Source organism: Pseudomonas mediterranea CFBP 5447, assembly GCF_000774145.1.
GTDB lineage: Bacteria > Pseudomonadota > Gammaproteobacteria > Pseudomonadales > Pseudomonadaceae > Aquipseudomonas > Aquipseudomonas mediterranea.
Map to the genome: position 1 here is coordinate 689,427 of NZ_KN322986.1, position 20,895 is coordinate 710,321.

Here is a 20,895-nt window from a genome sequence, read left to right on the forward strand (position 1 = left end):
TCAACTACTGTTTCGAAACGCCTGGCGGACTCACCCCGAACTTTGCCCGGTAATCACTCGGCGCCAAGCCGGTGATTTTCTTGAATGTCGCCCGGAAAGCGCCCGGGTCCTGGTAACCCACCTTCCAGGCAATGTGATCGATGGTGCCGTTGGTGAACTCCAGCATTTCCCGGGCCTTGCCCACTCGCAGGTGCTGGCAGTACTCGGTGGGCTTGAGCCCGGTGGCGCTACGGAATCTGCGCAGGAAGGTGCGCTCCTCCAGGCCCGCCTGTTCGGCCATCGCAGCCAGGGAGACGTCTACCGCGCCACTACCTTGCAACCAGTGTTGCACCTTGAGAATCGCCCCGTCGCCATGCGCGAGGATCGGCGCAAAATTGCTGCCGCACTCGCTGGCGCTGTCACTGTGCTCGATGACCAGGAACCGCGCCGTGCGAGTCGCGATGCTGGGTCCCAGCAAGCGACTCACCAGCCGCAGCCCCAACTCGGCCCAGGCCATCAGCCCGGCGGTGGTGATCAGGTCGCCGTCATCGACAATCGGTTTGTCGGCTTCGAGCTTGATCCTCGGATAACGTTCGGCAAAGTTCTTGGCCGACGTCCAGTGGGTGGTGGCGCTCCGCCCATCGAGCAGGCCGCTTTCAGCCAGCAGGATCGATCCCACGCACACTCCGCCCAACACGGTGCCGCCGGCATGCTGCGCCCGTAGCCAATCCATCAGTGCCTGGCAGACAAGCCCGTCGCTGAAACCGGCGATGGAAGGCGGAATCAACAACGCAACCAACCGGCCCGCAGTGCCGGTTTCACTGTCGAACACCCGCTGCGGCACCTCTTCTTGCGCTGCCCGCCAATGGCTCACCCGCAGCCGTGGCAACTGTGCGCCACCCTGCTCGGCCGCGATCCGCTCCGCGACGGCAAACAGATCGGTCAAACCGTGCACCGCCGCCAGTTGTGCACCGGGGTAAATCAATATCCCCAGCTCGGCGACCGCCCTTTCCTGCGCCATTGTCAGTTTTCCCTCGCTTATTGTCGTTGCGGCCAATCCTCGAACCGGCGGCAAGAGCTGATACTGGCCCCACACACCTTATCGAGGAAGTCACCATGTCCAAGCAAGCGCTCATCGTAGTCGATATCCAGAATGACTACTTCCCCCAGGGTAAATGGCCACTGAGCGGCGTCGAAGCCGCCGCGGACAACGCCGCCCGCATGATCGCGGCCTTTCGCCAGGCCGGGGACCAGGTGGTGCACATCCGTCACGAGTTCACGTCCGACGATGCACCCTTCTTCGCCCCGGGCTCCGATGGCGCGAAGCTGCATCCCAAGGTGCTCAACCAGGCCGATGAACCGGTGGTGCTCAAGCACTTCGTCAATTCATTCCGCGAAACCGAACTGCAATCCTTGCTCGACCATCACGGCATCACTCAACTGGTCATCGTCGGCAGCATGAGCCACATGTGCGTCGACGGCGTCGCCCGGGCAGCGGCGGACCTGGGCTACGAGGTCACGGTGATCCACGACGCCTGCGCGACCCTCGACCTGGAGTTCAACGGCATCGTCGTTCCGGCAGCCCAGGTCCACGCCGCCTTCATGTCGGCGTTGGGGTTTGCTTATGCGAAGGTGGTGAGTACGGAGGAGTTTCTGGAGCAGGCGCAGCGTTAAGCTGCAAACTGCAAACTGCAAACAAAAAACCGCGCTGGAATTCCAAGCGCGGTTTTTTGTTTTCAGCTTGTAGCTTGAAGCCTGAGGCTCCTAGCTGTTGTCAGAACGGAATATCATCATCAAAGCTGTCGAAATCCGGAGCCGGTTGCGGTGCGGCCTGTTGTGGGGCCGCGCGCTCGCGTTGTGGCTGTGGCGCCGATTGCGGACGCGGTGCCTGCTGACGTGGAGCCGACTGCTGGTAGTTATTGCCACCCTGCTGCTGGTCACCCTGTGGACGACCGCCCAGCAGTTGCATGGTGCCTTGCATGTCGACCACGATTTCAGTGGTGTAGCGCTTGATGCCGTCTTTTTCCCACTCACGCGTCTGCAGCTTGCCTTCGATGTACACCTGCGAACCCTTGCGCAGGTATTCGCCGGCGATCTCCGCCACTTTGCCGAACATCGACACGCGGTGCCATTCGGTCTTCTCGACCTTCTGGCCGGTCTGCTTGTCGGTCCACTGTTCACTGGTCGCCAGACTCAGGTTGGTCACGGCGTTGCCGTTAGGCAGGTAGCGAACCTCGGGATCCTGGCCGCACGTGCCGACCAATATGACTTTGTTAACCCCACGGGCCATAACGTTCTCCTAGGCTTCGCACGCGCTCGGGGCCGGGTTGTTCACCAGGCGCTCGAGGGTCGCACGATCCAATAATTCGGTGTCCAGTTTGATATAAACGGCCGCCTCGTCGGCGACCACCACTGCATCGGTTACGCCAACGACGGCCCTGAGGCGCTCGACCAGGCCTGCTTCGCGCATGGCTTCGGGCGACAACGGCAAGCGCAGGCTCGTCACATACGGCGGTTCGCGCATGGTAACAGCAAAGACCAGCCAAAGTGCAGCCAGCGCGGCGCATCCCAGGAAGACAACCGACAAACCGCCATGCTGGAACAGCCAGCCACCGAGGATCCCGCCCAACGCCGAACCGAGGAACTGACTGGTGGAATAAACCCCCATTGCCGTGCCCTTGCCGCCCGCCGGTGAAACCTTGCTGATCAGCGACGGCAGCGACGCCTCCAGCAGATTGAACGCGGTGAAGAACACCACCGTGCCGATCACCAGGGCGCGCAGGCTGTCACCGAACTGCCAGAAGAATAGCTCAGTGAGCATCAACGTCACGACGGCGCCGAGCAGAACTCGTTTCATTTTGCGTCGCTTCTCGCCATAGATGATGAACGGGATCATGGCGAAGAACGAAATCAGCAGCGCAGTCAGGTAGACCCACCAGTGCTGCTCCTTGGGCAACCCGGCCTTCTCCACCAGGGCCAAGGGCAAGGCGACGAAACTGGACATCAGCATGGCGTGGAGCACGAAGATGCCCAGGTCAAGGCGCAACAGGTCCGGGTGCTTGAGCGTCGGGATCAACGCCTGGCTCGCCACGCCGGACTCACGGTGCTGCAGCGGCCCGGTGGAACGGGGCACCATGAACGCCACGATCAGGATACCCACCAGCGCCATGCCACCGGTCGCCAGGAACAGGCCCGACAAGCCGAAGGCACGGGTCAGCAAGGGGCCGACGACCATGGCGACGGCGAACGACAGCCCGATGGTCATGCCGATCATGGCCATGGCCTTGGTCCGGTGCTGTTCGCGGGTCAGATCCGAGAGCAAGGCCATGACCGCGGCGGAAATTGCCCCCGCGCCTTGCAGGATCCGTCCGGCAATCACGCCCCAGATCGAGTCGGCGTTGGCCGCCAGCACACTGCCGAGGGCAAAAACCACCAGCCCCAGGTAGATCACCGGACGACGACCGATGCGATCGGAAATGATTCCGAACGGGATCTGGAAAATGGCCTGGGTCAGGCCGTAGGCGCCAATCGCCAACCCGATCAGGGCCGGCGTCGCGCCCGCCAGGTCCATGCCATAGGTCGCCAGCACCGGCAACACCATGAACATGCCCAGCATACGGAAGGCGAACACCAGGGCCAGACCGCTTGCCGCCCGGGTCTCGCCGCCGCTCATGCGCTCGCTGTGGGGATCGTGCATGGAAAAACCTCATCTGAACCGGCGGCGATTCTACCAGTCCCATCGATTGAGGGGGTATATCGCGACTGTTTGACGCGCAGTCTTCATGTATGGCTGTGATCGCACGCTCAATAGTGTTTATCCATCCAGTATTTGCCCGTATACTCCTACGTTTTCGACGCCCGCCGAGCGAGGCCATTTTGGACAAGATCCTGATTCGTGGGGCCCGTACCCACAACCTGAAGAACATCGACCTGACCCTGCCACGGGACAAGCTGATCGTCATCACCGGCCTGTCCGGATCCGGCAAATCATCGCTGGCTTTCGATACCCTGTACGCCGAAGGTCAGCGACGCTATGTCGAATCGCTGTCGGCCTACGCCCGGCAGTTCCTGTCGATGATGGAAAAACCGGACGTCGACACCATCGAAGGCCTGTCGCCGGCGATCTCCATCGAACAGAAGTCCACCTCCCATAACCCGCGGTCGACGGTCGGCACCATCACCGAGATCTACGACTACCTGCGCCTGCTGTATGCGCGGGTCGGCATTCCCCGCTGCCCCGATCACGACATTCCCCTGGAAGCCCAGACCGTCAGCCAGATGGTCGACCTGGTGCTGGCCCAGCCGGAAGGCAGCAAGTTGATGCTGCTCGCGCCGGTCATTCGCGAGCGCAAGGGCGAGCACCTGCTGGTCTTCGAAGAACTGCGAGCTCAGGGCTTCGTGCGGGCCCGGGTCAATGGCAAGCTCTGCGAGCTGGACGAACTGCCGAAGCTGGACAAACAGAAGAAGCATTCGATCGATGTGGTGGTCGACCGCTTCAAGGTCCGGGCCGATCTGCAACAACGCCTGGCCGAATCCTTCGAGACCGCGCTGAAGCTGGCCGACGGCATCGCCCTGGTGGCGCCGATGGACGACGAGCCCGGCGAAGAAATCATTTTCTCGGCGCGCTTTGCCTGCCCGGTCTGCGGCCATGCCATCAGCGAGCTGGAACCCAAGCTGTTCTCGTTCAACAACCCGGCCGGCGCCTGCCCGACCTGCGATGGCCTGGGGGTCAAGCAGTTCTTCGACACCAAGCGCCTGGTCAACGGCGAACTGACCCTGGCCGAAGGCGCGATTCGCGGCTGGGACAGGCGCAACGTCTATTATTTCCAGATGCTTGGGTCGTTGGCGGCTCATTACAAGTTCAGCCTGGACAAGCCCTTCAACGAACTGCCCGCCGACCAGCAGAAATACATCCTGCATGGCAGCGGCTCGCAGAACGTCGACTTCAAATACCTGAACGACCGTGGCGATATCGTCAAGCGCTCCCACCCGTTCGAAGGCATCGTGCCGAACCTGGAACGGCGCTACCGCGAGACGGAATCGGCCAGCGTGCGTGAAGAATTGGCCAAGTTCCTCAGTACCCAACCTTGCCCTGATTGCCGCGGCACCCGCCTGCGTCGCGAAGCGCGGCATGTGTGGGTCGGCGAGAAGACATTGCCGGCAGTGACCAACCTGCCCATCGGCGACGCCACCGATTACTTCGCCGGCCTGAAGCTCACCGGCCGCCGCGGTGAAATCGCCGACAAGATCCTCAAGGAAATCAGCGAGCGCCTGCAATTCCTGGTGAATGTCGGACTCGATTACCTCACCCTCGACCGCAGTGCAGACACCTTGTCCGGCGGCGAAGCCCAGCGTATCCGCCTGGCCAGCCAGATCGGCGCCGGCCTGGTGGGGGTCATGTACATCCTCGACGAGCCGTCTATTGGCCTGCACCAGCGGGACAACGACCGGTTGCTGGGCACTCTGAAACATCTGCGGGACATCGGTAATACAGTGATCGTCGTCGAGCATGACGAGGACGCTATCCGCCTGGCGGACTACGTCGTGGACATCGGGCCGGGCGCGGGCGTGCATGGCGGGCATATCGTCGCCCAGGGCACCGCCGCCGAAGTCATGGCGCACCCCGACTCCCTGACCGGCAAGTACCTGTCGGGACGGGTGAAGATCAAAGTCCCGGCCAAACGAACGCCGCGCAACAAGAAGCTGTCGCTGACCCTCAAGGGCGCCCGCGGCAACAACTTGCGCAACGTCGACCTGGAAATCCCGATTGGTTTGCTGACCTGCGTCACCGGCGTGTCCGGCTCGGGCAAATCGACGCTGATCAACAATACCCTGTTTCCCCTCAGCGCCACGGCCCTGAACGGCGCGACCACCCTGGAAGCCGCGCCCCACGACAGCATCAAGGGCCTGGAGCACTTGGACAAGGTCGTCGACATCGACCAGAGCCCGATCGGTCGTACACCGCGCTCCAACCCAGCGACCTACACCGGCTTGTTCACGCCGATCCGCGAGTTGTTCGCCGGTGTGCCGGAATCCCGTTCCCGGGGTTACGGTCCGGGACGGTTCTCGTTCAACGTCAAGGGTGGGCGCTGCGAAGCCTGCCAGGGCGACGGCCTGATCAAGGTGGAGATGCACTTCCTGCCGGACATCTACGTGCCTTGCGATGTGTGCAAGAGCAAGCGCTACAACCGCGAAACCCTCGAGATCAAATACAAGGGCAAGAACATCCACGAAACCCTCGAGATGACCATCGAGGAGGCCCGGGAATTCTTCGACGCGGTGCCGGCCCTGGCGCGCAAGCTGCAGACGTTGATGGATGTCGGCCTGTCGTACATCAAGCTTGGCCAATCGGCGACGACGCTGTCCGGCGGCGAAGCCCAGCGGGTCAAGCTGTCCCGCGAGCTGTCCAAGCGCGACACCGGCAAGACGCTGTACATCCTCGACGAGCCGACCACCGGCCTGCATTTTGCGGATATCCAGCAATTGCTCGACGTGCTGCATCGCCTTCGCGACCACGGCAACACCGTGGTGGTGATCGAACACAACCTGGACGTGATCAAGACGGCCGACTGGCTGGTAGACCTGGGGCCGGAAGGCGGCTCCAAGGGTGGCCAGATCATCGCAGTGGGTACGCCTGAGCAAGTCGCCGGGATGAAGCAGTCCCACACAGGGCACTACCTGAAGCCGTTGCTGGAACGTGATCGGGATTGATCCATTCCCGAGCGTGAAAAAGCCCCTGTCATCTCATCGATGGCAGGGGCTTTTGCTTCTCTGTGGGAGCGAGCCTGCTCGCGATAGCGGTGTGTCAGTTGGCATCCATGTAACGATCAATCGCTATCGCGAGCAGGCTCGCTCCCACCATTATCTCGATCAGAACTGCGACTGCAGGTAATTCTCCAACCCGATCAACTTGATCAGACCCAACTGCTTCTCGAGCCAGTAGGTATGGTCTTCCTCGGTGTCATTGAGTTGTACACGCAGGATTTCGCGGGTGACATAGTCATTGTGCTGTTCGCACAGCTCGATCCCCTTGCACAACGCAGCCCGGACCTTGTACTCCAGGCGCAGATCGGCAGCGAGCATGTCGGGTACGGTGGTGCCGATGTCCAGGTCGTCCGGGCGCATGCGCGGCGTACCTTCGAGCATCAGGATCCGGCGCATCAAGGCATCGGCATGCTGTGCTTCTTCTTCCATTTCATGGTTGATACGTTCGTAGAGCTCGGTAAAACCCCAATCCTCGTACATCCGTGAATGGATGAAATATTGATCACGGGCTGCCAGTTCGCCTGTCAGCAGCGTGTTGAGGTAATCGATTACGTCCGGGTGACCTTGCATCGCCCTACATCTCCACAAGCCTTGAAAGACTCTAGTTTGAACCAAGCTGATCGCCAGGTCACGGTGCTATCGCAATAAAAGCGAAGAAAATCCGAGAAAACAAGGTTAAATAACGCAAAAACCGCCCTAATGAGGGCGGTTCTGCTTCTCGTTTAGACTTAGTTAAGCTGTACGCCCAACGCCTTTGCGATACCTTCTCCATAAGCGGCGTCCGCCTTGAAGAAATGCTGCAGTTGACGGTCGACGACATCCGCTGATACACCGCCCATCGCACCTGCGATATTGCTGATCAACAAGGCCTGCTGCTCGCTGTTCATCAGGCGGAACAGCGCACCGGCATGGCTGTAGTAGTCAGTGTCTTCCCGATGATCGTAACGATCCGCCGCGCCGGTAAGGGCCAAGGCTGGTTCCGCATAATGCGGCGCCTGCTTCGGCGCCTCTACGTAGCTGTTGGGCTCGTAGTTCGGTGCTGCCCCGCCATTGCTGCCAAACGCCATGGCTCCGTCGCGCTGGTAGGTATTGACCGGACTGCGCGGCGCATTCACCGGCAATTGCTGGTGATTGGTGCCGACGCGGTAGCGGTGCGCATCGGCGTAGGCGAACACACGACCTTGCAGCATGCGGTCCGGCGACAGGCCTACGCCCGGAACCATGTTGCTCGGCCCGAACGCCGCCTGTTCCACTTCGGCAAAGTAGTTCAGCGGATTGCGGTTGAGTTCGAGCTCCCCAACTTCAATCAACGGAAACTCTTTCTGCGACCAGGTCTTGGTCACGTCGAATGGATTCTCGTAATGCGCGGCAGCCTGGGCTTCGGTCATGATCTGGATGCAAACGCTCCATTTCGGGAAGTCACCGCGCTCGATGGCGTTGAACAAGTCACGCTGGGCGTAGTCCGGGTCAGTGCCCGCCAGACGCGCGGCTTCAGCCGGCGACAGGTTCTTGATGCCTTGCTTGGTCTTGTAGTGCCACTTCACCCAACGACGCTCGCCTTGGGCGTTGATCAGACTGTAGGTGTGACTGCCGAAGCCGTGCATGTGACGGTAGCCGTCAGGAATGCCGCGATCGGAGAACAGAATGGTGATCTGGTGCAACGCCTCAGGGGAATGGGACCAGAAATCCCACATTGCCTGGGCACTTTTCAGATTGCTTTGTGGCAGACGCTTCTGGGTATGGATGAAGTCCGGAAATTTCAGCGGATCACGAATGAAGAAGACTGGCGTGTTATTGCCAACGATGTCCCAGTTGCCTTCTTCGGTATAGAACTTCAGGGCGAAACCACGGGGATCGCGTTCGGTGTCGGCAGATCCACGCTCGCCACCCACGGTGGAAAAGCGCAGGAACGTCGGCGTCTGCTTACCGACCGAATCGAACAGCTTGGCGCTGGTGTACTGGGTGATGTCACGGGTAACCGTGAATGTGCCATAGGCGCCCGACCCCTTGGCATGTACACGACGCTCAGGGATGTTCTCGCGGTTGAAGTGAGCAAGTTTTTCGATGAGGTGAAAATCGTCGAGCAACAGCGGGCCTCGTGGGCCAGCGGAGCGAGAATTCTGGTTATCGGCGACAGGAGCGCCGCTTGCGGTCGTAAGCGTTTTGATCTGGCTCATGCTCAATCTTCCTCGGTCGGTCTTCGAACTGCCGCTAATCGGCTGGAAAGGAGTATTGAACATGTTAGTGACAGTATCCAAATTTATTAAATCATGGACGTCGATAGTCATTATCTAACGAAGCCGTATTGCCAATAGCGAAGCCAACCGCAACGGCTCTTTCACTTTTCATCAGGCACAAAAAACCGGGCACTAGGCCCGGTTCTTTGTATATTGCCGTCTTACTCAGCGGATACAGCTTCACCGCCGGTAGCACGATCAACCAACTCGACGTACGCCATAGGCGCGTTGTCGCCAGCGCGGAAACCGCACTTGAGGATGCGCAGGTAGCCACCCTCACGGGTAGCGTAACGCTTGCCCAGATCGTTGAAGAGCTTACCAACGATAGCTTTCGAACGAGTACGGTCGAAAGCCAGGCGGCGGTTAGCCAGGCTATCTGTCTTGGCCAGAGTGATCAGCGGCTCAGCAACGCGACGCAGTTCTTTGGCTTTCGGCAGTGTAGTTTTGATCAGCTCGTGCTCGAACAGCGACACCGCCATGTTTTGGAACATGGCCTTGCGGTGCGAGCTGGTGCGGCTCAGGTGACGACCACTTTTACGATGACGCATGGTTCATTCCTTACCAAACACAACGTTCGGTGATTACGACGATCAGGCAGTCGCCTTGTCGTCCTTCTTAAGACTTGCAGGCGGCCAGTTGTCGAGGCGCATGCCGAGGGACAGACCGCGGGAGGCCAGAACGTCCTTGATTTCAGTCAAGGATTTCTTGCCAAGGTTCGGAGTCTTCAACAGCTCTACTTCGGTACGCTGAATCAGGTCGCCGATGTAGTAGATGTTTTCCGCCTTAAGGCAGTTAGCCGAACGTACAGTCAGTTCCAGATCGTCAACCGGGCGAAGCAGGATCGGATCGATCTCGTCTTCCTGCTCGACAACCACTGGCTCACTGTCACCCTTGAGGTCGACGAACGCAGCCAACTGCTGTTGCAGGATGGTTGCAGCGCGGCGGATAGCCTCTTCAGGATCCAGGGTACCGTTGGTTTCCAGATCAATAACCAGCTTGTCCAGGTTGGTACGCTGCTCGACACGGGCGTTTTCCACCACGTATGCGATACGGCGAACCGGGCTGAACGAAGAGTCGAGCTGCAAGCGACCGATGCTGCGGCTTTCGTCTTCATCGCTCTGACGCGAGTCTGCCGGTTCATAACCACGACCACGAGCTACGGTGAGCTTCATGTTCAGGGCGCCGTTAGACGCCAGGTTAGCGATTACGTGATCGGGGTTAACGATCTCGACATCATGATCCAGCTGAATATCGGCAGCGGTAACCACCCCCGAACCCTTCTTCGACAAGGTCAGCGTAACTTCGTCACGACCGTGCAGCTTGATAGCCAGACCTTTAAGGTTCAACAGGATTTCAATGACATCTTCCTGTACGCCTTCGATGGCGCTGTACTCGTGGAGTACACCGTCAATCTCGGCCTCGACTACTGCACAGCCGGGCATTGAGGACAACAGGATGCGGCGCAGCGCGTTGCCCAGGGTGTGGCCGAAACCACGCTCGAGAGGCTCGAGAGTGATCTTGGCGCGGGTTGGACTGACAACCTGCACATCAATATGGCGGGGTGTCAGGAACTCATTTACCGAAATCTGCATGGATGCACCTATTTTCTAGCCCTTACTTGGAGTAGAGCTCGACAATCAGGCTTTCGTTGATGTCGGCGGACAGATCACTGCGAGCTGGAACGTTCTTGAAAACGCCCGACTTCTTCTCAGTGTCTACTTCTACCCATTCTACGCGGCCACGTTGGGCACACAGATCGAGAGCTTGGACAATGCGAAGTTGGTTCTTTGCTTTCTCGCGAACAGCAACCACGTCACCAGCACGAACCTGGTAGGACGGAACGTTTACGGTCTGACCGTTAACGCTGATCGACTTGTGCGATACCAGCTGACGGGATTCGGCACGAGTAGAACCGAAACCCATACGGTATACAACGTTGTCCAGACGGCATTCGAGCAGCTGCAACAGGTTTTCGCCGGTTGCGCCTTTCTTGCCAGCAGCTTCTTTGTAGTAGCCGCTGAATTGACGCTCGAGAACGCCGTAGATACGACGGACCTTCTGCTTTTCACGCAGTTGGGTGCCGTAGTCGGACTGGCGACCGCGGCGTTGGCCGTGGATACCAGGTGCTGCTTCGATGTTGCACTTCGATTCGATCGCGCGCACGCCGCTCTTCAGGAAGAGATCGGTGCCTTCGCGACGAGCGAGTTTGCATTTTGGACCAATGTAACGAGCCATTCTTTACAATCTCCTGGATTACACGCGGCGCTTCTTCGGCGGACGGCACCCGTTGTGCGGGATTGGCGTCACGTCGGTGATGCTGGCGATCTTGTAGCCACAGCCGTTCAAAGCACGAACTGCGGATTCACGACCTGGACCTGGACCCTTGACGTTGACGTCGAGGTTTTTCAGGCCGTATTCCAGCGCAGCTTGACCAGCACGCTCAGCAGCTACTTGAGCAGCGAACGGGGTGGACTTGCGGGAACCGCGGAAACCCGAACCACCGGAGGTAGCCCAGGAAAGAGCGTTACCTTGACGGTCGGTAATGGTCACGATGGTGTTGTTAAAAGAAGCATGGATGTGGGCGATGCCATCAACCACTGTCTTTTTAACTTTTTTACGAGGACGAGCAGCAGGTTTTGCCATGATTAAATTCCTGTCGATTCGCTGGGGCGATTACTTGCGGATCGGCTTACGCGGACCTTTACGGGTACGCGCGTTGGTCTTGGTACGCTGACCGCGTACTGGCAGACCACGACGATGACGCAGACCGCGATAGCAACCGAGGTCCATCAAGCGCTTGATTTTCATGTTGACTTCGCGACGCAGGTCACCTTCAGTGGTGAACTTCGCCACTTCGCCACGCAGCTGTTCAATCTGCTCGTCGCTCAGATCTTTGATCTTTGCCGCTGGGTTGACCCCAGCCACTGCACAAATTTTCTGTGCAGTAGTGCGACCAACACCATAGATGTAGGTCAGCGAGATAACAGTATGCTTGTTATCTGGAATGTTGACGCCTGCAATACGGGCCATTCAGTGGGACTCCAATTGACAGCTACCTACGCCCCGGAAGCCAAGAAATAGGGCGCGAGATAATATCGCTGTAATAACAAATAATCAACCCGGCAGCGCACTAGCTGCCGGGCTTAAAGCACAATCACACTCAGCCTTGGCGCTGTTTGTGACGCGGTTCCGCGCTGCAAATTACTCGAACAACACCTTCGCGGCGAATAATCTTGCAGTTACGGCACAGCTTTTTCACCGATGCACGAACTTTCATCACCAACTCCTCGAACCTTATGGACGCTACTCAGCGCAGCATGCCGCTGCCGTAGCCCTTCAGGTTGGCTTTCTTCATCAGGGATTCGTACTGGTGCGAAACGAGGTGCGATTGTACTTGGGACATGAAGTCCATCACAACCACGACCACGATCAGCAACGAGGTCCCGCCAAGGTAGAACGGTACGTTTGCTGCAACCACCAGGAACTGGGGCAACAGGCAGACGGCCGTCATGTAAAGAGCACCGAACATGGTCAAGCGAGTCAGAACGCCATCAATGTAGCGCGCAGACTGCTCACCTGGACGGATGCCCGGAATAAAGGCACCGGACTTCTTCAGGTTTTCCGCTACGTCTTTCGGATTGAACATCAACGCCGTATAGAAGAAGCAGAAGAAAATAATCCCTGCACTAAACAGCAGAATATTCAACGGCTGACCAGGAGCGATCGACTGCGAGAGGTCCTGCAACCAGCCCATACCTTCAGACTGGCCGAACCAGGCACCCAACGAAGCCGGGAACAGCAAGATGCTGCTCGCGAAAATAGCCGGGATAACGCCGGCCATGTTCACCTTCAACGGCAAGTGGCTGGTCTGCGCAGCAAATACCTTGCGGCCTTGCTGACGCTTGGCGTAGTGAACAGCAATACGACGCTGACCACGCTCAATGAACACCACGAAACCGATAATCGCTACTGCCAGCAAACCGATGGCAACCAGGGCGAAAATGTTGATATCACCCTGACGCGCAGACTCGAAAGACTGCCCGATCGCTCTCGGAAGACCGGCGACGATACCTGCGAAGATCAACATCGAGATACCGTTGCCAACACCACGCTCAGTAATCTGCTCACCCAACCACATCATGAACATCGCGCCCGCCACAAAGGTGGTAACCGCGACGAAATAGAAGCTGAGGTCAGCATTGAACGAAACGCCCTGCCCTGCCAGGCCAATGGACATGCCAATGGCCTGGACGAGAGCGAGTACGACAGTGCCGTAGCGGGTGTACTGGCTGATCTTGCGACGGCCAGCTTCACCTTCCTTCTTCAACTGCTCCAACTGCGGGCTGACGGCAGTCATCAGCTGCATGATGATCGATGCCGAGATGTACGGCATGATCCCCAGTGCAAAGATGCTCATCCGCTCCAGCGCGCCGCCGGAAAACATGTTGAACAAGCTAAGAATGGTCCCCTCATTCTGTCGAAACAGGTCTGCGAGTCGGTCCGGGTTGATACCTGGAACCGGGATGTGTGCGCCTATTCGGTAGACGATAATCGCCAGGAACAGAAAACGCAGACGAGCCCAGAGTTCAGACATACCGCCTTTGCCGAGCGCAGAGAGAGCACCTTGCTTAGCCATTTATTCCTCGAACTTGCCGCCAGCTGCTTCGATAGCCGCACGCGCACCTTTGGTGGCGCCGATTCCCTTTCCGATGGTGACAGCGCGAGCAACTTCGCCCGACAGCATGATTTTCACACGCTGTACGTTCTGGTTGATCACGTTGGCATCCTTCAGGGACTGCACGGTGACGATGTCGCCGTCCACTTTAGCCAGCTCGGACAGACGCACTTCTGCGCGATCCATGGCCTTCAGGGAAACGAAACCGAACTTCGGCAGGCGACGATGCAGCGGCTGTTGGCCGCCTTCAAAGCCTGGAGCAATGGTGCCACCGGAGCGGGAGGTCTGACCTTTGTGGCCACGGCCACCGGTCTTGCCCAAACCACTACCGATACCACGGCCCGGACGATGCTTTTCGCGACGGGAACCCGGCGCTGGACTCAGATCATTGAGTTTCATCGATTAACCCTCGACACGCAGCATGTAGTAAGCCTTGTTGATCATCCCGCGATTCTCGGGAGTATCCTGGACTTCTACAGTGTGACCGATGCGACGCAGACCCAGACCCTTAACGCACAGTTTGTGGTTAGGGATGCGGCCGGTCATGCTTTTGATCAGCGTAACTTTTACGGTAGCCATGATCAGAAGATCTCCTTGACGCTTTTGCCACGCTTGGCGGCAATGGATTCAGGAGACTGCATTGCCTTCAAACCCTTGAAAGTGGCGTGAACCACGTTTACTGGGTTAGTCGAGCCGTAGCACTTGGCCAGAACGTTCTGAACGCCAGCAACTTCGAGGACAGCACGCATAGCGCCGCCAGCGATGATACCGGTACCTTCAGAAGCAGGCTGCATGTACACCTTCGAAGCGCCATGGGCAGACTTCATTGCGTACTGCAGGGTGGTGCCGTTCAGATCAACCTGGATCATGTTGCGGCGAGCAGCTTCCATTGCCTTCTGGATCGCAGCAGGCACTTCACGCGACTTGCCACGGCCGAAGCCAACACGGCCTTTACCATCACCAACCACGGTCAGCGCGGTGAAAGTGAAGATACGGCCGCCTTTAACGGTTTTGGCTACGCGGTTAACTTGAACCAGCTTCTCGATGTAGCCTTCGTCGCGCTTTTGGTCGTTATTTGACATAACTTAGAACTCCAGCCCAGCTTCACGAGCAGCATCAGCCAGCGCCTTGACGCGGCCGTGGTACTTGAAGCCAGAGCGGTCGAAAGCCACCTGCGAGACGCCAGCGGCTTTAGCACGCGTAGCGACCAGCTGGCCAACCTTAGTGGCCGCGTCGATGTTGCCGGTGGCACCATCACGCAGTTCTTTATCCAAAGTCGAGGCACTTGCCAGGACCTTGTTGCCGTCGGCCGAAATGACCTGGGCGTAGATGTGCTGCGAAGAGCGGAACACGCAGAGACGCACGACTTCGAGTTCGTGCATTTTCAGGCGTGCTTTGCGAGCGCGACGCAGTCGAGTAACTTTTTTGTCGGTCATTTGCTATGCCCTACTTCTTCTTGGCTTCTTTACGACGGACGACTTCGTCCGCGTAGCGCACACCCTTGCCTTTGTACGGCTCTGGTGGACGGAAGTCGCGGATCTCGGCGGCCACTTGACCTACCAGCTGCTTGTCGATGCCCTTGATCAGGATATCGGTCTGGCTAGGAGTCTCAGCGGTGATGCCTTCCGGCAGTTCGTAATCCACTGGGTGCGAGAAGCCAAGAGCCAGGTTCAGAACCGAGCCTTTTGCTTGCGCTTTGTAACCAACACCGACCAGCTGGAGCTTGCGCTCGAAGCCTTGGCTTACGCCTTGGACCATGTTGTTTACCAACGCACGAGTGGTACCAGCCATTGCGCGAGTCTGTTGATCGCCATTGCGAGCAGCGAAACGCAGCTCACCGGCTTCTTCAACGATCTCAACGGACGAATGGATGTTCAGTTCAAGAGTGCCCTTGGCACCCTTCACCGAAAGCTGTTGGCCTGCGAATTTGACTTCGACACCGGCTGGCAGCTTAACGGGGTTCTTAGCGACGCGAGACATGCTTATCCCCCCTTAGAACACAGTGCAAAGAACTTCGCCGCCGACACCGGCAGCGCGCGCAGCACGATCAGTCATCACACCCTTGTTGGTGGAGACGATAGACACGCCCAGACCGCCGCGAACTTTCGGCAGATCCTCGACGGACTTGTACTGACGCAGGCCTGGACGGCTAACGCGCTTCACTTCCTCGATGACCGGACGGCCTTCGAAGTATTTCAGCTCGATGGACAGCAGAGGCTTGATTTCGCTGCTGATCTGATAACCCGCGATGTAACCTTCGTCCTTCAGGACTTTTGCTACAGCCACCTTCAACGTGGAAGACGGCATGCTTACGACGGACTTTTCAGCCATCTGGGCATTACGGATTCGAGTTAGCATGTCCGCTAACGGGTCCTGCATACTCATGGGCTAGACGCTCCTAATGCAAAAAAATTAGCCTTGCGGCTACTACGTGTCGCCGAGAAACTCCGAGCAAGAAAAACACGGGCTCAGGCGAGCCGGTCATTCTAGACACACCCCAGAAATGAATCAAGCCCCAAAAGGGGCTTGATTCTGCTTCAAGGCCACCGGTGGTCAGGATCCTGGGATCCCGAACACCGAGACGTTGACAGTGCTTACCAGCTGGCTTTAACCAGACCTGGAACGTCACCACGCATTGCAGCTTGGCGCAGCATGTTACGGCCGAGGCCGAACTTGCGGTATACGCCGTGCGGACGACCAGTCAGGCGGCAGCGGTTACGCATGCGCGAGGCGCTTGCGTCACGTGGCTGCTTCTGCAGTGCTACGGTCGCTTCCCAACGTGCTTCTGGACTTGCGTTCAGATCGACGATGATAGCTTTCAGCGCTGCACGCTTGGTGGCGTACTTGGCAACGGTGAGCTGACGCTTCAGCTCACGGTTCTTCATGCTCTTCTTGGCCATTTTCCTACTCCAATCAGTTGCGGAACGGGAATTTGAAAGCACGCAGCAGAGCGCGACCTTCGTCATCCGATTTGGCAGTGGTGGTCAGGGTAATGTCCAGACCGCGCAGAGCATCGATCTTGTCGTAATCGATTTCCGGGAAAATGATCTGCTCTTTCACGCCCATGCTGTAGTTGCCACGACCATCGAAGGACTTGGCATTCAGGCCGCGGAAGTCGCGAACCCGAGGCAGGGAGATCGACAGCAGACGATCCAGGAACTCATACATACGATCGCGACGCAGGGTCACTTTGACACCGATCGGCCAACCTTCGCGGACTTTGAAGCCAGCGATGGATTTGCGAGCGTGAGTCACAACGACTTTCTGGCCGGTGATCTTCTCCAGGTCAGCTACCGCGTGCTCGATGACTTTCTTGTCACCGATCGCTTCGCCCAGACCCATGTTCAGGGTGATCTTGGTAATGCGCGGAACTTCCATCACGTTCGCCAGCTTAAGTTCTTCCTTAAGCTTCGGTGCGATTTCCTTCCGGTAAATCTCTTTCAGTCGTGCCATGGTCTTCTACCTAGCAGTGTTCAAGCATCAACCGCTTTTTGGGTCGACTTGAAGACACGAATTTTTTTGCCGTCTTCTACTTTGAAACCAACGCGGTCAGCCTTGTTGGTTTCGCCGTTGAAAATGGCGACGTTGGAAGCGTGCAGTGGCGCTTCTTTCTCGACGATACCGCCCTGTACGCCCGACATCGGGTTAGGCTTGGTATGGCGCTTGACCAGGTTCAGACCACCGACAACCAGACGGTTGTCAGCGAGAACCTTGAGCACCTTACCGCGCTTGCCCTTGTCTTTGCCGGCGATCACGATGATCTCGTCGTCACGACGAATCTTTTGCATGTCGGATCTCCTTACAGCACTTCTGGGGCGAGCGAGACGATCTTCATGAACTTCTCAGTACGAAGTTCACGGGTCACTGGCCCAAAGATACGGGTGCCGATTGGCTCTTGCTTGTTGTTCAACAGAACAGCAGCGTTGCCATCAAAGCGGATGATGGAGCCGTCTGCGCGACGAACACCATGGCGAGTGCGGACTACAACAGCAGTCATCACCTGACCTTTCTTCACCTTACCGCGAGGAATTGCTTCCTTGACGGTAACTTTGATGATGTCGCCAATAGCAGCGTAACGACGATGGGAGCCACCCAGCACCTTGATGCACATAACGCGGCGAGCGCCGCTGTTATCGGCCACATCAAGCATGGATTGAGTCTGAATCATATAATTTCTCCGACCCCTAGCCCTTAGACTTCCACAGCGCGTTCGAGAACATCAACCAGCGCCCAAGATTTGGTCTTGGCCATCGGACGGGTTTCACGAATAGTGACCTTGTCGCCGATGTGGCATTGATTGGTTTCGTCGTGCGCGTGCAGCTTAGTCGAACGCTTAACGTATTTACCGTAGATCGGGTGCTTGACGCGACGCTCGATCAGAACGGTGATGGTTTTGTCCATCTTGTCGCTGACAACACGGCCAGTCAGCGTACGGACAGTTTTTTCGGCTTCAGCCATGATTACTTACCTGCCTGCTGGTTGAGCACAGTTTTCACGCGAGCGATGTCACGCTTAACTTGCGAGAGCAGATGAGACTGCCCCAACTGGCCAGTTGCTTTCTGCATACGCAGATTGAACTGGTCGCGCAGCAGGCCGAGCAGTTGCTCGTTCAGCTGCTGTGCTGATTTTTCACGAAGTTCATTCGCTTTCATCACATCACCGTCCGTTTAACAAAGGAGGTGGCGAGCGGCAGCTTTGCAGCAGCCAGGGCGAAAGCCTCACGCGCCAGCTCTTCAGAAACACCCTCGATTTCATACAGGACTTTGCCTGGCTGAATCTGGGCAACCCAGTACTCCACGTTACCCTTACCTTTACCCATCCGAACTTCGAGTGGCTTCTTGGTGACAGGCTTGTCCGGGAATACACGGATCCAGATCTTGCCGCCACGTTTTACGTGACGGGTCAGAGCACGACGTGCTGACTCGATCTGACGAGCGGTGAGACGACCACGAGCAACAGACTTCAGCGCGAACTCGCCGAAGCTGACTTTGCTACCGCGCAATGCCAGGCCACGGTTGTGACCGGTCATCTGCTTGCGGAACTTCGTACGCTTTGGTTGCAACATTTGGCGTACCCCTTACTTAGCAGCTTTTTTACGAGGCGCTGGTGCTTGTGGCTTCAGCTCTTCTTGGCGACCACCAATTACTTCGCCTTTGAAGATCCAAACCTTTACACCGATCACACCGTAGGTGGTGTGAGCTTCGTAGTTGGCATAGTCGATGTCGGCACGCAGGGTGTGCAGTGGCACACGACCTTCGCGATACCATTCAGTACGTGCGATTTCAGCACCGCCGAGACGACCGCTCACTTGGATTTTGATGCCTTTGGCACCAATGCGAATGGCGTTCTGTACTGCGCGCTTCATAGCGCGACGGAACATTACGCGACGCTCCAGCTGCTGAGCTACGCTCTGCGCAACCAGCATACCGTCGAGCTCCGGCTTGCGGATCTCTTCGATATTGATGTGCACAGGCACACCCATTTGCTTGGTCAGGTCCTGACGCAGTTTCTCAACATCTTCACCTTTCTTCCCGATAACGATACCTGGACGAGCGGTGTGGATGGTGATACGTGCAGTCTGAGCCGGACGATGGATATCGATACGGCTTACGGACGCGCTTTTTAGTTTGTCTTGGAGATACTCACGCACCTTCAGATCAGCGAACAAGTAGTCCGCATAAGTCCGACCGTCTGCGTACCAGACGGAGGTGTGCTCCTTGACGATTCCCAGGCGAATGCCAATGGGATGTACTTTCTGACCCATCTCTTCGACTCCGTTACTTGTCAGCAACCTTGACAGTGATATGGCAAGACCGCTTGACGATGCGATCAGCACGGCCTTTGGCACGTGGCATGATGCGCTTCAGCGAACGCCCTTCGTTGACGAAAACGGTGCTGACCTTGAGGTCATCAACGTCTGCGCCTTCGTTATGCTCGGCGTTGGCTACGGCCGACTCCAGCACTTTTTTCATGATCTCGGCGGCTTTCTTACTGCTGAAAGCCAACAGGTTGAGCGCTTCGCCCACCTTCTTCCCGCGGATCTGGTCGGCGACCAAGCGGGCTTTCTGGGCGGAGATTCGAGCGCCCGACAACTTAGCGGCTACTTCCATTTCCTTACCCCTTAACGCTTGGCTTTCTTGTCAGCCACGTGCCCACGGTATGTGCGGGTACCGGCGAACTCGCCCAGTTTGTGGCCGACCATGTCTTCGTTCACGAGAACTGGGACGTGCTGGCGACCGTTGTGTACTGCGATGGTCAGACCGACCATTTGTGGCAGGATCATCGAACGACGCGACCAGGTCTTAACTGGTTTGCGATCGTTCTTTTCCGCCGCCACTTCGATCTTCTTCAGTAGGTGAAGATCAATAAAAGGACCTTTTTTCAGAGAACGTGGCACTGTCGTATCCCTCTATTTACTTGCGACGACGGACGATCATTTTGTCGGTACGCTTATTACCACGAGTCTTCGCGCCCTTAGTCGGGAAGCCCCATGGCGATACCGGATGACGACCACCAGAGGTACGACCTTCACCACCACCATGTGGGTGGTCAACCGGGTTCATGGCAACACCACGAACGGTTGGGCGAACGCCACGCCAGCGCTTGGCACCAGCTTTACCCAACGAACGCAGGCTGTGCTCGGAGTTCGAGACTTCGCCCAGGGTCGCACGGCATTCAGCCAGTACTTTACGCATCTCACCAGAACGCAGACGCAGGGTCACGTAGACACCTTCACGAGCGATCAGCTGAGCCGAAGCACCAGCGGAACGAGCGATCTGCGCGCCTTTACCTGGCTTCAATTCGATGCCGTGTACGGTGCTACCAACTGGAATGTTACGCAGTTGCAGAGCGTTGCCCGGCTTGATCGGTGCCAGGGCACCTGCGATCAGCTGGTCGCCAGCGCTCACGCCTTTAGGGGCGATGATGTAGCGACGCTCGCCATCTGCGTACAGCAGCAGAGCGATGTGAGCAGTACGGTTTGGATCGTATTCGATACGCTCGACGGTGGCAGCGATGCCATCCTTGTCGTTGCGACGGAAGTCGACCAGACGATAATGCTGCTTATGACCACCACCCACGTGACGTGTAGTGATACGGCCATTGTTGTTACGACCACCAGACTTCGACTTTTTCTCGAGCAGCGGTGCGTGAGGAGCGCCTTTATGCAGCTCCTGGTTGACCACCTTGACCACAAAACGGCGGCCAGGGGAAGTCGGTTTGCATTTAACGATTGCCATG

31 protein-coding genes are annotated in these 20,895 nt (G+C 57.7%); 2 read left to right on the plus strand and 29 right to left on the minus strand.

Annotated features, from left to right (window positions below):
* Positions 1-4: 4 nt before the first annotated feature.
* Entirely contained in the window at positions 5-1,000 is a 996-nt protein-coding gene (locus N005_RS20015; protein ID WP_047702773.1) for a GlxA family transcriptional regulator, read from the minus strand.
* Between the two features lie 95 nt (positions 1,001-1,095).
* On the opposite strand from N005_RS20015, the gene N005_RS20020 reads away from it, so the two are divergent.
* Positions 1,096-1,653: a cysteine hydrolase family protein gene (locus N005_RS20020; RefSeq protein ID WP_047702774.1), complete on the plus strand. Its 558-nt coding sequence runs from the start codon at positions 1,096-1,098 to the stop codon at positions 1,651-1,653.
* 100 nt (positions 1,654-1,753) lie between these two features.
* On the opposite strand, the gene N005_RS20025 is transcribed toward N005_RS20020, so the two are convergent.
* Complete coding sequence (locus N005_RS20025; protein ID WP_047702775.1) at positions 1,754-2,269, minus strand: single-stranded DNA-binding protein; 516 nt, start codon at positions 2,267-2,269, stop codon at positions 1,754-1,756.
* A 9-nt stretch (positions 2,270-2,278) separates the two neighbouring features.
* Positions 2,279-3,676 (minus strand): MFS transporter, encoded by a 1,398-nt coding sequence (locus tag N005_RS20030; protein ID WP_047702776.1) that lies wholly within the window; start codon positions 3,674-3,676, stop codon positions 2,279-2,281.
* A 179-nt stretch (positions 3,677-3,855) separates the two neighbouring features.
* Here N005_RS20030 and uvrA point away from each other — a divergent pair, with 179 nt between their 5' ends.
* Positions 3,856-6,690: an excinuclease ABC subunit UvrA gene (gene uvrA / locus N005_RS20035; protein ID WP_047702777.1), complete on the plus strand. Its 2,835-nt coding sequence runs from the start codon at positions 3,856-3,858 to the stop codon at positions 6,688-6,690.
* Positions 6,691-6,849: 159 nt separating this feature from the next.
* Here uvrA and bfr read toward each other — a convergent pair whose 3' ends face one another.
* The 26 genes from bfr to rplB all read right to left on the minus strand — a co-directional run bounded on the left by bfr (position 6,850) and on the right by rplB (position 20,894).
* Entirely contained in the window at positions 6,850-7,314 is a 465-nt protein-coding gene (gene bfr, locus N005_RS20040) for a bacterioferritin (RefSeq protein WP_024778335.1), read from the minus strand.
* Positions 7,315-7,472: 158 nt separating this feature from the next.
* Complete coding sequence (locus tag N005_RS20045; RefSeq protein WP_047702778.1) at positions 7,473-8,921, minus strand: catalase; 1,449 nt, start codon at positions 8,919-8,921, stop codon at positions 7,473-7,475.
* A gap of 221 nt (positions 8,922-9,142) precedes the next feature.
* Positions 9,143-9,529: a 50S ribosomal protein L17 gene (gene rplQ / locus N005_RS20050; protein ID WP_024778333.1), complete on the minus strand. Its 387-nt coding sequence runs from the start codon at positions 9,527-9,529 to the stop codon at positions 9,143-9,145.
* A 42-nt stretch (positions 9,530-9,571) separates the two neighbouring features.
* Positions 9,572-10,573, minus strand: coding sequence for a DNA-directed RNA polymerase subunit alpha (locus N005_RS20055; RefSeq protein ID WP_003186012.1), 1,002 nt, complete (start codon positions 10,571-10,573; stop codon positions 9,572-9,574).
* Between the two features lie 22 nt (positions 10,574-10,595).
* Positions 10,596-11,216, minus strand: a complete 621-nt coding sequence (rpsD, locus tag N005_RS20060; RefSeq protein WP_003176404.1) for a 30S ribosomal protein S4 — start codon at positions 11,214-11,216, stop codon at positions 10,596-10,598.
* An 18-nt stretch (positions 11,217-11,234) separates the two neighbouring features.
* Positions 11,235-11,624 carry a 30S ribosomal protein S11 gene (gene rpsK / locus N005_RS20065; protein WP_002555466.1) on the minus strand — a complete coding sequence of 130 codons (390 nt, stop codon included), beginning with the start codon at positions 11,622-11,624 and terminating at the stop codon, positions 11,235-11,237.
* A gap of 30 nt (positions 11,625-11,654) precedes the next feature.
* Positions 11,655-12,011, minus strand: a complete 357-nt coding sequence (rpsM, locus tag N005_RS20070) for a 30S ribosomal protein S13 (protein WP_024778332.1) — start codon at positions 12,009-12,011, stop codon at positions 11,655-11,657.
* Between the two features lie 130 nt (positions 12,012-12,141).
* A complete protein-coding gene (gene rpmJ / locus N005_RS28370) occupies positions 12,142-12,258 on the minus strand; it encodes a 50S ribosomal protein L36 (protein ID WP_002555468.1) in 117 nt (38 codons plus the stop codon).
* A 30-nt stretch (positions 12,259-12,288) separates the two neighbouring features.
* Positions 12,289-13,617: a preprotein translocase subunit SecY gene (secY, locus tag N005_RS20075; protein WP_047702779.1), complete on the minus strand. Its 1,329-nt coding sequence runs from the start codon at positions 13,615-13,617 to the stop codon at positions 12,289-12,291.
* Entirely contained in the window at positions 13,618-14,055 is a 438-nt protein-coding gene (gene rplO / locus N005_RS20080; RefSeq protein ID WP_003186032.1) for a 50S ribosomal protein L15, read from the minus strand. It abuts the gene before it with no gap.
* A gap of 3 nt (positions 14,056-14,058) precedes the next feature.
* Positions 14,059-14,235: a 50S ribosomal protein L30 gene (rpmD, locus tag N005_RS20085; RefSeq protein WP_003176408.1), complete on the minus strand. Its 177-nt coding sequence runs from the start codon at positions 14,233-14,235 to the stop codon at positions 14,059-14,061.
* Between the two features lie 2 nt (positions 14,236-14,237).
* Positions 14,238-14,738: a 30S ribosomal protein S5 gene (rpsE, locus tag N005_RS20090; RefSeq protein WP_003186035.1), complete on the minus strand. Its 501-nt coding sequence runs from the start codon at positions 14,736-14,738 to the stop codon at positions 14,238-14,240.
* Positions 14,739-14,741: 3 nt separating this feature from the next.
* Positions 14,742-15,092 (minus strand): 50S ribosomal protein L18, encoded by a 351-nt coding sequence (gene rplR / locus N005_RS20095; protein ID WP_003186037.1) that lies wholly within the window; start codon positions 15,090-15,092, stop codon positions 14,742-14,744.
* 10 nt (positions 15,093-15,102) lie between these two features.
* Positions 15,103-15,636, minus strand: a complete 534-nt coding sequence (rplF, locus tag N005_RS20100; RefSeq protein ID WP_024077677.1) for a 50S ribosomal protein L6 — start codon at positions 15,634-15,636, stop codon at positions 15,103-15,105.
* Between the two features lie 12 nt (positions 15,637-15,648).
* Positions 15,649-16,041 carry a 30S ribosomal protein S8 gene (gene rpsH, locus N005_RS20105; RefSeq protein WP_017848802.1) on the minus strand — a complete coding sequence of 131 codons (393 nt, stop codon included), beginning with the start codon at positions 16,039-16,041 and terminating at the stop codon, positions 15,649-15,651.
* A 209-nt stretch (positions 16,042-16,250) separates the two neighbouring features.
* On the minus strand, positions 16,251-16,556 hold the full coding sequence (rpsN, locus tag N005_RS20110) for a 30S ribosomal protein S14 (protein WP_003186042.1): 306 nt from the start codon (positions 16,554-16,556) through the stop codon (positions 16,251-16,253).
* A gap of 13 nt (positions 16,557-16,569) precedes the next feature.
* Complete coding sequence (gene rplE / locus N005_RS20115) at positions 16,570-17,109, minus strand: 50S ribosomal protein L5 (protein WP_024778330.1); 540 nt, start codon at positions 17,107-17,109, stop codon at positions 16,570-16,572.
* 20 nt (positions 17,110-17,129) lie between these two features.
* Positions 17,130-17,444: a 50S ribosomal protein L24 gene (rplX, locus tag N005_RS20120; protein ID WP_003186046.1), complete on the minus strand. Its 315-nt coding sequence runs from the start codon at positions 17,442-17,444 to the stop codon at positions 17,130-17,132.
* Positions 17,445-17,455: 11 nt separating this feature from the next.
* Positions 17,456-17,824 (minus strand): 50S ribosomal protein L14, encoded by a 369-nt coding sequence (gene rplN / locus N005_RS20125; RefSeq protein WP_024778329.1) that lies wholly within the window; start codon positions 17,822-17,824, stop codon positions 17,456-17,458.
* Between the two features lie 23 nt (positions 17,825-17,847).
* The gene (rpsQ, locus tag N005_RS20130; RefSeq protein WP_003194644.1) at positions 17,848-18,114 is read right to left on the minus strand and encodes a 30S ribosomal protein S17; all 267 of its coding nucleotides are present in this window, start codon (positions 18,112-18,114) and stop codon (positions 17,848-17,850) included.
* A gap of 2 nt (positions 18,115-18,116) precedes the next feature.
* The gene (gene rpmC, locus N005_RS20135; protein WP_002555481.1) at positions 18,117-18,308 is read right to left on the minus strand and encodes a 50S ribosomal protein L29; all 192 of its coding nucleotides are present in this window, start codon (positions 18,306-18,308) and stop codon (positions 18,117-18,119) included.
* Positions 18,308-18,721: a 50S ribosomal protein L16 gene (gene rplP / locus N005_RS20140; RefSeq protein ID WP_003186052.1), complete on the minus strand. Its 414-nt coding sequence runs from the start codon at positions 18,719-18,721 to the stop codon at positions 18,308-18,310. Before rplP ends, rpmC begins: the two co-directional genes overlap by 1 nt.
* Positions 18,722-18,733: 12 nt before the next feature.
* Positions 18,734-19,420, minus strand: a complete 687-nt coding sequence (gene rpsC, locus N005_RS20145) for a 30S ribosomal protein S3 (RefSeq protein ID WP_024778328.1) — start codon at positions 19,418-19,420, stop codon at positions 18,734-18,736.
* A gap of 13 nt (positions 19,421-19,433) precedes the next feature.
* Positions 19,434-19,766, minus strand: a complete 333-nt coding sequence (rplV, locus tag N005_RS20150; RefSeq protein ID WP_003103908.1) for a 50S ribosomal protein L22 — start codon at positions 19,764-19,766, stop codon at positions 19,434-19,436.
* Positions 19,767-19,777: 11 nt separating this feature from the next.
* A complete protein-coding gene (rpsS, locus tag N005_RS20155; RefSeq protein ID WP_002555486.1) occupies positions 19,778-20,053 on the minus strand; it encodes a 30S ribosomal protein S19 in 276 nt (91 codons plus the stop codon).
* Between the two features lie 16 nt (positions 20,054-20,069).
* Positions 20,070-20,894: a 50S ribosomal protein L2 gene (gene rplB, locus N005_RS20160; protein ID WP_007924198.1), complete on the minus strand. Its 825-nt coding sequence runs from the start codon at positions 20,892-20,894 to the stop codon at positions 20,070-20,072.
* Position 20,895: the final 1 nt, after the last annotated feature.